This window comes from Acidobacteriota bacterium (assembly GCA_021161905.1).
GTDB lineage: Bacteria > Acidobacteriota > B3-B38 > Guanabaribacteriales > JAGGZT01 > JAGGZT01.
Genome location: JAGGZT010000007.1, coordinates 1 through 12909, shown reverse-complemented (window position 1 = coordinate 12909; position 12909 = coordinate 1). Strand labels below are relative to the sequence as shown.

The following is a 12909-nucleotide window of genomic DNA, read 5'->3' as shown; positions in this document are numbered from 1 at the left end:
GCGGTATCCACCGCCAAGGATTCCGTACATATGGATCCAAGGAGGCATCCCTCTAAATGTTCATATGAACCCCACCAGGTGGCCACCTGGTGCGGACAGCCACAAGGGCTGTCCCTACATTTTAAAATTAAGAACGATCAGAAGCTCGAGGTCTCTTCTACATTGTGAAGGTTCAAAGGTTCTGATCCCTTTATTTTTTTATCTTAATGTAGGGACAGGGTTTATCCCTGTCCTTATAATAAAGTAAGGACAGGGCTTGCCCCTGAACGGCACCCGCCGTTGGGGATTCATAAGGGGTAACCACCGCCAGGGATTCATAGAAGGGATAACCTCAATCTGTAATATAAACCCCTCAGGTGGTCACCTGTAGGGACAGGGGGTGCCCCTGTCCGTATAACCCCCCGCGGGCGGTTGCCCGCCGGACAGCCACGAGGGCTGTCCCTACATTTAGGAATTAAGAACAAGCAGGGGGCTTCATAAATAGGGAAAGCAACCGCCACTATCCAAAGGACATAAATAAATCGACGACAAGTCCCATTACGACCGGGCTTGAAAATCAAAAGGAGAAGCCTCTATAATAATCTAAGCCAAATTTTAAGGAGGAGGTATCTCTTGGCAGATGAAGAAAAATTCGACGCTATAATAGTCGGTGCCGGACCATCAGGCATCGCCTCTGCTCTCACCTTGGCTAAGGCGGGGCTCTCGGTGGTGGCGCTCGAACGAGGGGAATACCCCGGAGCGAAGAACCTCTTCGGCGGTATCCTCTTTACCACTATCCTGGCAAAACTTATCCCGAACTTCACCGAGGAAGCGCCGCTCGAGAGACACATCGTCACCCGCCGTTTCTCCCTCCTCTCGAAAGAGGGGGAACTGGCGGTAAATCTCAGAAACGAACAGTTCAATCGCCCTCCTTTCAATCATTCCTTCACCGTCATCCGGTCCAGGTTCGACCGCTGGTTCGCAGAGAAAGCGGAGGAGGCTGGTGCCGAGGTCTATCCCGGGGTGGTGGTGGACGATCTCATCTTTGAAAACGGTAAGGTGGTAGGGATAAAAGCCCGAGGAGAGCGGGAAGGAACCTACGACGAACTCTACGGAAACTGCGTGATAATCGCGGAAGGGGCAAACTCATTACTTGCCGAGCGTGCTGGCTTAAGGAAGGAAAAAAGCAAGATGAGTCCGGAAAACCGGGTCACCGCGGTGAAGGAGGTGATAAAGCTCCCCCGGGAAGTGATAGAGGACCGCTTCCACATAAAGGATAATGAGGGGATAGCCTATGAGTACTTCGGGGAGGCGGTCTCCGGGATGATCGGCTCCGGATTCATCTATACCAATAAGGATACCATCTCTGTTGGCGTCGGCTGTCTCATCTCCGACCTTATGGAAAAAAGGATGACCCTTTACGACCTGCTCGATGCCTTCAAGGCACATCCCGCGGTGGCGCCCCTCCTCCGGGGAGGAGAGGTGATCGAATATTCAACCCATATGATACCCGAGGAGAGCTACGACGAACTGCCGGAGCTCGTTGGCGACGGCGTTCTCTTAGTCGGCGACGCTGCCGGGCTCATCAACCCATCCTTCTTCCACGAAGTGACCAATTTAGCGATGGCATCCGGGGTATTTGCCGGCGAGGCGGTGATCGAGGCAAAGGAAAAGGGGGATTTCAGCAAGGAGACCCTTTCCTCTTACCGAAAGAAGCTGGAAGATTCCTTCGTCCTTAAGGACATCAAGAAATACCGCCGATTCATTCGCTTCCTTAAGGACAATCCGGAATTCCTCTCGGATCAGCTCCCCTTCGTCGTTGATCTTGCCGCCTCCTTCTTCACCGTCTCCGAAACCCCAAAGGAAGAGGTGGTAAGGGATGTTATCAAGAGGTTCCGGAAGAAAATGGGGACCTTCTCCCTGCTTAAGAGGCTATGGCAAGCAAAGAGGGCAATGCTATGAGTGAAGAAAAATGGAAAGAGGCAATCACCCCGCCGAAGAAGCTTTCCCTCGAGGACAGGCTTTACTTAGTCAAGCGAAAGCTCGATAAGATAAGCCACATCGAGGTGGATCAGGAGGCGTTCAAGCGGGCGAAGGACCCGGCTATTCTTTACATCTGTCCGGCAAAGGTGTACGAGCGGAACGAGGAAACCGGCGAATGCATCGTGAACTTCGAAAACTGCCTCGAATGTGGCACCTGTCAGGTCGCCTGTCCCGATATCGTCCGCTGGAAAAACCCGATGGGCGGATTCGGCGTATCCTACCGCTATAGCTGAGGGAGCCATCCAGTGCCGGAAAAGATCTTCCTCATCGATGGTTCTGCCCTCGCCTATCGCTCCTTTTTCGCCTTCATCAGGAACCCACTTATAACCTCGAAGGGAGAGAATACCTCGGCGACCTTCGGCTTCGCCACCACCTTGATCAAGATAATCGAAGAGGAGAAACCGGATTATTTGGCGGTCATATTCGATAGCCCAAAGCCCACCTTCCGCCACCGGATATTTCCCGAATACAAGGCGACGAGACAGAAGATGCCCGACGAGATGAGGGATCAGCTCCCGCGGATAAGGGAGCTACTCGACGCCTTACGGGTTCCCACAATCGAAATACCGGGTTATGAGGCGGATGATGTCATTGGAACGATGGCGGTAAAGGGAGCGGGTAAAGGAGCTACCTCCTACATCGTCACCGGGGATAAGGACTTTATGCAGTTAGTGGGAGAGCGGATCCTCATCTACAACCTCCGGGCTGGGGGGAAGGGGCTTGAGATACTCGACGAGCGGGATGTTATCAAGAAGTTCGGCGTCCCTCCCTCAAGGGTGATCGACATACTCGCCCTGATGGGCGATAAATCGGACAACATCCCGGGTGTTCCTGGGGTGGGGGAGAAGACGGCGCTCGAACTTATAAAGAGGTTCGGAAGCTTAGAAGGAGTTTATGCCAACCTGGATAAGATAGAGCGGGAAAAACTACGCCGGGTACTGGCAGAAAACAAGAAGCAGGCGTTTCTCTCCCGGGAGCTCGTCACCATAAAGAAGGATCTTCCCCTTGAGCTTGAGCTTACGAGGCTAAAACGGAAGGAACCGGACAGGAATCGGGTGATCTCTCTCTTCCTCGAGCTTGAGTTCTCAAGCTTGATAGACACGGTGGTAACCGACGCCACCAAGGACAAACATTCCTACCACACCATAAAAAGGAAGGAGGAACTCGAGAGATTGATCGAGAAGGTGAGAGAGGCGGGTGCCTTGGTGGTGGACACTGAGACGACCGCATTAAGCCCGATGTCAGCAGAGCTCATCGGTATCTCCTTCGCCATCAAGGAGCGGGAGGCTTATTACCTTCCCCTTCTCGAGCTCTCCGATTTCACCCTCGACGAAGCCTTGAGGATGGTGAAGCCGATCCTCGAAGACCCGAAGATAAGGAAGATCGGGCAGAACATCAAATACGACCTCATCGTCTTCAAGAATTACGGGATTGAGCTTTCCGGCATCGAGTTCGATACAATGGTCGCCTCCTACCTCCTGAACCCCTCAAGGAGACAGCACAACCTCGATTCCATCGCCCTCGAATACCTGAACTACAAGAAGATACCCACTAAGTCCCTGATCGGTAAGGGTAAGAAACAAATAAGTATGAGCGAGGTACCCCTAACCGAGGTAGCGGAATACGCCTGCGAGGATGCGGATATTACCCTTAGGCTGAGGAATTACCTCGAGCCGAGGCTCAAAACTTTATCTTTATGGAACCTCTTTACCGAGATAGAGATGCCCCTCGTCCGGGTGCTTGCCATTATGGAGATGAACGGGGTCTCGCTCGATGTGCCCAAGCTCGCCGAACTCTCGCAGAAGCTGGCGAAAGAGCTCTATGAGCTTGAGCTCAAGATCTACGAGCTTTCCGGGGAGAAGTTCAACATCAATTCGCCCCAGCAACTCTCGCATATCCTCTTCGAGAAGCTAAAGATACACAAGGAGCTCGGAATAAGAAAGGGGATGAAGAAGACGAAAACGGGCTATTCCACTGATAGCTCGGTATTGAACAACCTATCCGCTCATCCCCTGGTAAAGCTCATCCTCAACTACCGGGAGCTTTCCAAGCTCAAATCGACCTATATCGACGCCCTCCCCAAGATGATCAACCCGAAAACGGGGAGGATCCATACCTCCTACAACCAGACGGTAACCGCTACGGGAAGGCTTTCGAGCAGTGAGCCAAACCTCCAAAACATCCCCATCCGCTCGGAGATCGGGAAGGAGATAAGAAAGGCTTTCATACCCCGGGATAAGGGCTGGCTCCTCCTTTCTGCCGATTACTCCCAGATAGAGCTCAGGATAGTGGCTCACCTCTCGGAGGACCCGTTACTCATCGAGGCTTTCCGCGCGGGGGAGGATATCCACAGGAAGACCGCTTCGGTCATCTTCGGGGTGCCGATGAACGAGGTGACCAAGGAGATGCGTTCCCGAGCAAAGGCGATAAACTTCGGCATCATCTACGGGATGGGACCACAGCGACTGGCAGCGGAGACCGGTTTATCGCTCGAGGAGGCAAAGAGGTTCATTGAGACCTACTTCGAGAAACATCCCAAGGTGCACTTCTTTATAGAAAAAACGATCGCGGATGCGAGGGAACGGGGATATGTTACCACCCTCCTCGGGAGGAGAAGGCTCATCCCCGAGATAAGGAGCAGTACCCCCTACATCCGGGCGAGTGCAGAGAACATCGCCATAAACACCCCCATTCAGGGGACAGCAGCAGACCTGATCAAGCGAGCGATGGTGAAGATACAGGAAGAGATAGAGAAAAGGGAGCTAAAGACGAAGATGATCATCCAGATACACGACGAGCTTCTCTTCGAGGTACCGGAAGGGGAATTGGACGAGGCGAAGAAGCTGATAAAGGAAGAGATGGAGGGGGTAATGGAGCTTTTGGTACCCATCGTGGTGGATATCGGGGTGGGAAGAAACTGGCTCGAAGCCCACTGAAAACAGAAAGATTAGACTACAAAATCACCATTAAGCATTATCTTAAAGCTGTTTTTCTCCGCTTCTTCCTTCAACCTTTCCCATACCTTTCTCTCGCGGAGCGAGAGCTTCTCAAGATTAAATCCACTGCCTGTGGTCAACTTGAGAATAGGAAGTGGTGAATATTCTCTCCCCCCGACCATCACTTCTTCAAGATTAGAGAATAATACCATCTTCAGGAGTCCATCTTTTATATCCGATTCCTTAGGAAGCTCGCTTTTCCGAGTATGCTTACCTTCAACTAAAAGGAGATTTCTCCCATCAATATATGCCTCATCCACCGTAAAATAATAACTTCCTCCAAGATAGTTTGTTATCGTAATAACAGCTTTAGCACCCTCGCTGAGCTTCTCTTTGGGCTGAGAAGTTACACTTTCCCTTTCTTGAGCTTTTCTTGATAGATCGCGTGATGAACTCATAAACTCTTTCTTTCCTTTTTTCAGAATTTCAAGTCGTCTCAACGCCGATTCAAAAGAGTGCATCTTGATCCCGAGTTTTTCCGATATAATCCGATAAGAACGAATAGCCTTCTCAGCAACCTCATCTACTCTCTCTATCTGTTTCATATTCCAATGAAGGGCATCAGATTGATAACCCGTCAGCCTCTCAAGCTCAAATCTTATATGATCAATGGAAAACTTCTGAGAGGTAATTTTATTTTTAGAGCGGGAACTGGGAGAAGCATCAGCATAATAAGTAATAATTACATACACCTGGAGAAGGCTCATAAGAGAGATAGTATCCCATTGAATAAAATCCCTATCTCCATCCTCCCCCTCATCCTTAATCACCGGAATTACAGCAACTCTCTTACCAGAAAAACTTAGGGTATCATAAACCCTGGGATAGGGATATGACCGTGTTCTTTTTGGAGACACCCATCTACTAATGGCAAATAGATTGGAATTGTCAATCGCTAGAAGAAAAACACTCTCTTTTAAAAAGACCTTTTCTATATCCCTTAAGGGAAAAGTCTTAAGCTTCTTACAGAGTAATGGGGTATATTTTATTCCGCTAATCTTAGCAGTGATTTGCATCATCTCTTTGGTTTTTTACTCACTTTATCTTGAAGAGAGGTCCTTAGGTGTCTTACATCCTCTCTCACAACAAGCTCAACATCAACTACAGATGGGAAGAGAGAAGGAGGATAGAGCCCCAATTTCCTTTTCACCGTATCCAAAAGCTCCACATCTACCTCATAGCCAATCCCATTCCGCTTAAGGGCGAGGGCTACTTTTAAAGTCGTCCCAGACCCCATAAATGGATCGAGTACTGTCTCTCCTCGGTAAGAAAAGAGGGTTATTAGCCTCAACGGTATCTCTTCAGGAAAAGCAGCGATCCCCTTCTCAAGCCTATTAGGGCGAGGTAATACATTGGTGATATACCAAACATTTAAATACCATTTTTCGCTCTGATATCGTTCAAGATCGATTCCGGACATTTCTTTTTGAAAGTCATTAATTAGATTATAGTCAAATTTTCCATTTTGGAATATGAGGATGGATTCTTGAAGATTGTCGGGATAATAATACATCGGGTAAGGATGTTGCAAAAGAACACCACTCCTCCTACTTATTCTAATATATCCCTCTGGCTTCACCCAAACAATTCTATCCCGGTAGATAAAGCCCTGGTCAATAAATATCTTAGTGATATCCGCCACAACTGGAAACTTCCTTCCATTGATAAGGGTATCATCACACACGATCGCTACTATCCGCCCTTTTGCAACTACTCGTTTTAATTCTCCAGCAACTCTATTCAAAAGTCCAAGAAACTCATCATAGCTCTTGAATAGATCAGGATAGTCGAAAGGAGCATTAAAGTAAGGAGGACTTGTGACAACAAGGTGAACACTACCATCGGGAAGTTCTTTCATATCTGAAGCATCGCCAAAGATAAGCTTTAAAAATGGCCTCTCAAACATAAAACGCCTTTTCGGAAGTATATCACTCACCCATTATAATATCTTCCGCCTTCTACATAAACCCGGGGAAGCGAGCTTCCCAAATGACAGAGGACCTCCTCTAAAACTACCCCCATCCTCTCGGCGATCTCCCGAGCGGTTATCTCCTCATCGCCGTCTCTGCCCAATATGGTCACCTCATCGCCCACCTTAACCCCGGGGATATCGGTGACATCTACGAGCACATAATCCATACAAACCACTCCCACTATCGGTGCCCTCCTCCCCCTTATAATCACCTCACCATTGGAGGAAAGAAGACGAGAAAGGCCATCCGCATACCCAATGGGAAGGGTGGCGATAATCGAGGCACGCTCGGTCTTATAGGTATGGCTGTAGGAAAGGGGGGTAAGGGGGGGAACCCCCCTTAAGGAGAAAACGCGCGACTTGACGGATAAAACCGGCTTTATCCCCGGGATCACCCCACCTTTGGGGGGACAACCATAAAGCAACTTCCCAGGACGAACCATATTGAACCAGGAATCGGGATAGGATACCACCCCATTGCTATTCGCCATATGAACCAGGGGAACCCTCATTCCCCTCTCCTCAAGCTGGGAAAGCACCCGGCGAAACCTCCTTATCTGCTCCTCGTCCACCTCGTTCCCCGGCTCGTCGAAGACGAAATGGGAGAATATCCCCTCAACCTCTATATTGGGGAGGGACGCCACCTTCAGGGCGAGCTCCGCCGCTTGAGAGAAATCAACCCCCAACCGGTTCAAGCCGGTATCGACCTTTATATGACAGGAAACCTTCTTCCCCAATCTTCCTCCCTCGCGGGAAAGAGCCTCCGCCATCTCGAGATTGTAAACCGCAGGGGTAAGCCCATAATGAACCACCGCCTCCGCCTCCTCGAGCCAGAAACCGGAAAGAACGAGAATGGGAAGACCCATCCCCTCTTCGCGAAGGATCGCTCCCTCAGCCACCGAGAACACCCCGAGCATATCCGCACCGAGCGAGGCAAGCTTCCTCGCCACCTCGATCATCCCATGACCATAGGCCTCAGCCTTCACCAATGGAGCCATTTTTACTTCCTTCCCCACCCGCTTCTTTATGGCGGTGAAATTGCCAGCAAGATGATCCAGGTTGACCTCAGCGTAGTTGATCAATCTTTCACTCATCTCTTTCCTCATCGCATGCCTCCGTCCCTTCATTTTCACTTAACATCAGGAGGCATTCAACCCTTTTTGTCGATAACCAAAGAAACAGTTTAAAAAAACAAAAATAGAAAGGAAGACTTATCGATTTTAAAGTAAGCCCTTCAAAAATTAAAGAAAAAGTGGTAAAATGAAATGCATAAATTACCGAATATATCTATTAGAGGGGGCGATATGACAAAAGGTAAGATTCTCGTAGTAGACGATGATGAGAATCTCCTTCGCCTGATTAGCTACAACCTGGAAAAAGCGGGATACAGTGTAGCTACCTGCTCCGATGGCGAAAAGGCGCTTGAGGAGTTCCTCCGGTTTGAACCAGATCTCGTTATCCTCGATGTACTTATGCCCAAACTCGACGGCTTCAAGGTCTGCGAGAAGATAAGGAAATATCCAGCCAAAAAACATATCCCCATCATCATCGCCAGCGCTATCTACCGCCGGGTGAACTACCAGGAGGAGGCGAAGAAGATAGGTGCCGACTACTATTTGGTTAAACCGTTCGACCCTCAGAAATTGATAAAAAAGGTGGAGGAGTTATTGAGGGATGCCGGAGAAACAGGCTAAGAAATTAGGAGAGATCCTCGTCGAGCGAGGGGTAATAACCGAGGCGGAGTTGGATAAGGCGATCTTCCTTGCCGAAGAAACGGGGAAAAAGCTGATAGATATCCTCGAAGAGCAAGGATACGCCAAAAGGGAAGATGTACTCAAGGTAATAAGCGAAGTAGTGGAAATGCCCTACATCAAGCTGAATATCGACCTCATCGATCCCAATGCGGTGAAGCTCATTCCAGCAAAGGTAGCAAGGAGATACAAAGCCATCCCCATCCTGGTAGTGGCGAACATACTGACCATCGCCATCAGTGATCCCTTTGATATCCTCTCCTTGGATCATCTCAAGTTCGCCTCGGGCTACTCCCTGGAACCGGTGCTTGCAGACGAGCGGGATATAAAGATGGCGATCGAGCACTTCTTCGGTAAGAGGACGGGTCCCGCAGTGATCAGCACCTCCACTGGAGAGGAGATCGTCGAATACTTAGTAATGCCCGAAGAGAAAATAGAGGATATCAGCAAATCGGTTGATGCCCCACCGGTGGTAAAGTTGGTCAACCTCCTCCTCACCGAGGCGATAAAGCAAAACGCCTCCGACATCCATATAGAGATGGAGAGCGAGGTTACCAGAATCCGCTACCGGGTTGATGGCTATCTCAGGGAAGCACACCTCATCCCGAAGAAGCTCGGCGCTTCAGCCATTTCCAGGATAAAGATCCTCTCCAACCTCGATATCACGGAACACCGAGTGCCCCAGGATGGAAGGTTCTTCATCCGTTATGAAGGACGGGACATAGACTTCCGGGTGGCGACCACCCCCACCATCTACGGGGAGTCGGCGATACTCCGGGTTCTCGACCAGTCGAAGGCGAGGATCACCCTCGACGATCTGGGGCTCGATCCTCCGGAATACGAGCGACTCAAGCGGAATATAAAGAAGCCGGCAGGGTTCATCTTGGTAACCGGTCCCACCGGCTCGGGAAAGACGACCACCCTTTACGCCATTTTGAACGAGCTCAACACGATGACCAAGAAGATCATCACCCTGGAAGACCCGGTGGAATACAGGCTGAAGATCGTCAACCAGATACCGATAAACCCCAAGGTAGGCCTGGATTTCGCCCGTGGCCTTCGCTCCATCCTGAGGCAGGATCCGGACATAGTACTGGTGGGCGAAATAAGGGATAGGGAGACAGCAGAGGTCGCGGTACAGGCAGCTCTAACTGGGCATCTACTCCTTTCCACCCTCCACACGATGGGAACCGCAGAGACCATCGGCAGGCTTCTCGATATCGGAATCGAGCGGTTCTACATAAAGGAGGTGGTCGAGTGCATCATCGCTCAACGGCTGGTGAGAAGGCTATGTCCTCAATGCAAGAAGAAGTATACCCCTTCCCCCGAGCTCCTTACCAGGATCGGCTATAAGAAGAAAGAAGAAGAGGAGGTTATCTTTTTCCGACCTAAGGGATGCTCCGCCTGTAATGGAGTCGGTTATAAGGGGAGGATCGGGATATTCGAGGTAATGGAGATAACGGACGAACTAAGGGAGCTGATCTACGAAGGGGCATCGGTAAAGAAGATTCGGGAGCAGGCGATATCTCAGGGGCTAAGGACTATGTGGGATGTCGCTCTGGAGAAGGTGGTAAACGGCTTAACCTCAATTGAGGAGATAGAGGGGATTATTCCCCGGGCTTAAACCATCTCAGGAGGCGAGATGGAAAAGTGTGCCAACCATCCAGAGAGGGAAGCGGTGGGTAGCTGCGCTCTTTGTGGAAAACCTATCTGCCGCGAATGTGTCGCCGAGACCAGGGAGGATAAGATCTACTGCTACGAATGTGCGGTGAAGCTTGCCGCTCTCGACTACACAACAAAGGAAGAAACCCAACAGGAGCGGATAAAGAGAAAAGAGAAGGCGATCGAAGAAAGGAAGAAATGGGCTTGGGTGAGAAAAGTGGCGATGATAGCCTGCATAATCGCCTTGGTAGAGGTAACCACCATTAGCACCGCATACTATATGAATTCACGAAACAAGAATGCATCTGTTAGGATCACCGACGAGATGATAAGTCGGATGGGGATAGATCGCTGTGTCATTGCGATGAACACCGTTTATAAACAACTTCAGGCTTATGCCAAGAAGCACGAAGGACGCTATCCAGAACAACTCTCCGAGCTCATCTCACCTGAGTTTCGAAAAATTCCCCTATGCCCTGTATCCGACAAACCATTCATCTATCGACTCACCTCCGATGGAAAGGGGTTCATCCTCTCCTGCCCCGATCCGGCGGCACACGGATTGGAGGGACTCTATTTTACCGAAAAGGGAGGTCCCTTCCTTAAATCTGAGGAGGAATGAACCGATGATAATCGTCCAAGCCTTCGTGTTTTTCTTTCTTTCGTTTATATGGGGATGTGCCGTGTCTTGCACTGTGCAAGATGACCCCGACTTTTGGATATTCCCGTTTCTTGCCCCAATGGTTATAGGAGTATATCTCTCATTTAATCGCTACGCCTTCGGGTGCTTGGGAATTTTCTACTTAGTGTTGCTTGGACTTCGAGCGTTGGAAAGGAGGGGGGAGAATGATGGAAACAGGAAGGATTCCGGGTTTACCCTTATCGAGGCTTTGGTGGCGGTGGCGATAATCGGCATCCTCACCACCTTAGCCTTCCCCTCCATCCAGGCAGCACTCGACCTCACCCATCGGGCAATAGACCTGAACAACCAACGGCTGATCCGGGAGGCGATCACCCGGTGGGAGGTGGATCATAACACCTCGTTCGTGAGCCAAGACCTCGGTTTCGGCGATGGCGAGGTTATGCTCACTATGGACGGCAAAGCACTTGGCGATCCCTCCCGTGATCTCACCCCCTATGTATCCAAAAGCGCCTTCGACTGCCCCGCTGATGGCAGAGGAGAGACTGAGGGTTGTGATTACGAGACCGATGGCTACACCGTAGCCTGTCTCACCGACAGGATTACCGCCTTAAAAAGCAATGGGATGCCGTTTCTCCACGATTTTCCCCGTCCCGTTCGCTGGGACCACACCATAGGAAAAGCCTCCCCTGTTCCCCCGGAAAAATACGATTTCCTCGCCACCTTCGACGATGGAAAGGCGAAGAACTGGCAGGTAGTCCGAGGAAGGTTCTGGAAGGTGGAAGACGGGATGTACTCCGCAGGGCGCGACAAGGGCTCGGTTGGAGAACACCGAAGCTTTAGCGGGGAGGCGAAATGGAGCGATTACACGGTGATACTCAAGGCGAAATTGACCAAGGGCTGGGGTTACGGCGTTTACTTCCGGGCGACGGATGTGAAAAGAGCCAACGCCTACATCTTTCAATACGACCCTTACTACGACCGGAGACGGGGAGGATCTTTCCTCTTCCGAAAGATAGTGAACGGACGGGAACGGGCACCGTTCGCCCGGGTGCTTAAGAACAAGGTCTTCGGCTCGGACTTCGACTGGTATAACACGATGAGGGAGATCAAACTGGAGGTTAAGGGGGACACCTTCAAAGCCTATGTGGATGGAAAACTGGTGCTTACGGGGAGGGATGAAAGCTACACCAACGGGATGATAGGGTTAAGGACCTGGGGAAATTCCCATGTCTACTTCGACGACATCCGGGTCAAGGTCAAAAAATCGGTACCGGTAGTGGAAAAGAAACCTCGTCCCCTGCCACCAATTAAAATCAAGCCGAAACCTATCAAGCCTAAACCAAAGCCCATAAAACCAGTCATCAACCGCAGATTTAAACCGGTGAGACCGGTAAGACCGATAAAACCAACCAAGTCCATTAAAACCAAGGCGGAAAAATGGCAAAAAAAATACTGATAGTTGAGGATGAGCCCCATATGGTACGGCTCATCACCTACAACTTAAAGAAATTAGGGCATAAGCTTCTAGTAGCCAATGATGGGCTCGAGGCGAAGGAGATATTGGAAAAGGAGGTTCCTGATCTCATCATCTCCGATGTGATGATGCCCCGGATGGACGGTTTCGCCCTCCTCGAATGGGTAAAGAGCCAACTCCGCTTAGCTAAGGTCCCCTTCCTCATTCTCTCCTCTAAAGGACAGATGACGGATAGGGAAAAGGGGGACAAGGTCGGCGCCGATTACTATGTGACCAAGCCGTTCGATGTGAATGAGCTCGTCGCCAAGGTAAAAGAGATCCTGGGGGAAACTTAGTCTGAGGAACGAGGGAAATGGCTCAGCGAAAAAGCCTTTCTGAAAAGGATAAGT

At 50.3% G+C, this 12909-nt stretch carries 11 protein-coding genes; 8 read left to right on the top strand and 3 right to left on the bottom strand.

Annotated elements, in window-relative coordinates; genetic code table 11:
* Positions 1-612: 612 nt before the first annotated feature.
* From J7L64_01345 to polA, 3 genes are read left to right on the top strand one after another with little or no spacing between them, the layout of a single operon-like run.
* Positions 613-1941, top strand: a complete 1329-nt coding sequence (locus J7L64_01345) for an FAD-binding protein (GenBank protein MCD6450997.1) — start codon at positions 613-615, stop codon at positions 1939-1941.
* On the top strand, positions 1938-2255 hold the full coding sequence (locus J7L64_01340) for a 4Fe-4S dicluster domain-containing protein (protein ID MCD6450996.1): 318 nt from the start codon (positions 1938-1940) through the stop codon (positions 2253-2255). Before J7L64_01345 ends, J7L64_01340 begins: the two co-directional genes overlap by 4 nt.
* A gap of 12 nt (positions 2256-2267) precedes the next feature.
* Positions 2268-4958, top strand: coding sequence for a DNA polymerase I (gene polA, locus J7L64_01335; GenBank protein MCD6450995.1), 2691 nt, complete (start codon positions 2268-2270; stop codon positions 4956-4958).
* Positions 4959-4969: 11 nt separating this feature from the next.
* Here the strand turns inward: polA and J7L64_01330 are convergent, their stop codons facing one another.
* Genes J7L64_01330 through alr form a run of 3 tightly spaced genes read right to left on the bottom strand, consistent with a single transcriptional unit; the run spans position 4970 to position 8096 of the window.
* Entirely contained in the window at positions 4970-6034 is a 1065-nt protein-coding gene (locus tag J7L64_01330; GenBank protein MCD6450994.1) for a hypothetical protein, read from the bottom strand.
* A complete protein-coding gene (locus J7L64_01325; GenBank protein ID MCD6450993.1) occupies positions 6034-6924 on the bottom strand; it encodes a site-specific DNA-methyltransferase in 891 nt (296 codons plus the stop codon). Before J7L64_01325 ends, J7L64_01330 begins: the two co-directional genes overlap by 1 nt.
* A gap of 26 nt (positions 6925-6950) precedes the next feature.
* The gene (alr, locus tag J7L64_01320) at positions 6951-8096 is read right to left on the bottom strand and encodes an alanine racemase (protein ID MCD6450992.1); all 1146 of its coding nucleotides are present in this window, start codon (positions 8094-8096) and stop codon (positions 6951-6953) included.
* A gap of 198 nt (positions 8097-8294) precedes the next feature.
* Here alr and J7L64_01315 point away from each other — a divergent pair, with 198 nt between their 5' ends.
* The 5 genes from J7L64_01315 to J7L64_01295 are packed head-to-tail and all read left to right on the top strand — an operon-like array spanning position 8295 to position 12855.
* Positions 8295-8684: a response regulator gene (locus J7L64_01315; protein ID MCD6450991.1), complete on the top strand. Its 390-nt coding sequence runs from the start codon at positions 8295-8297 to the stop codon at positions 8682-8684.
* Positions 8665-10365 (top strand): Flp pilus assembly complex ATPase component TadA, encoded by a 1701-nt coding sequence (gene tadA / locus J7L64_01310; GenBank protein MCD6450990.1) that lies wholly within the window; start codon positions 8665-8667, stop codon positions 10363-10365. The genes J7L64_01315 and tadA overlap by 20 nt, the downstream gene beginning before the upstream one ends.
* 18 nt (positions 10366-10383) lie before the next feature.
* Positions 10384-11025, top strand: a complete 642-nt coding sequence (locus J7L64_01305) for a hypothetical protein (protein ID MCD6450989.1) — start codon at positions 10384-10386, stop codon at positions 11023-11025.
* A gap of 4 nt (positions 11026-11029) precedes the next feature.
* Positions 11030-12502 (top strand): DUF1080 domain-containing protein, encoded by a 1473-nt coding sequence (locus J7L64_01300; GenBank protein MCD6450988.1) that lies wholly within the window; start codon positions 11030-11032, stop codon positions 12500-12502.
* Entirely contained in the window at positions 12484-12855 is a 372-nt protein-coding gene (locus J7L64_01295; GenBank protein ID MCD6450987.1) for a response regulator, read from the top strand. Before J7L64_01300 ends, J7L64_01295 begins: the two co-directional genes overlap by 19 nt.
* Positions 12856-12909: the final 54 nt, after the last annotated feature.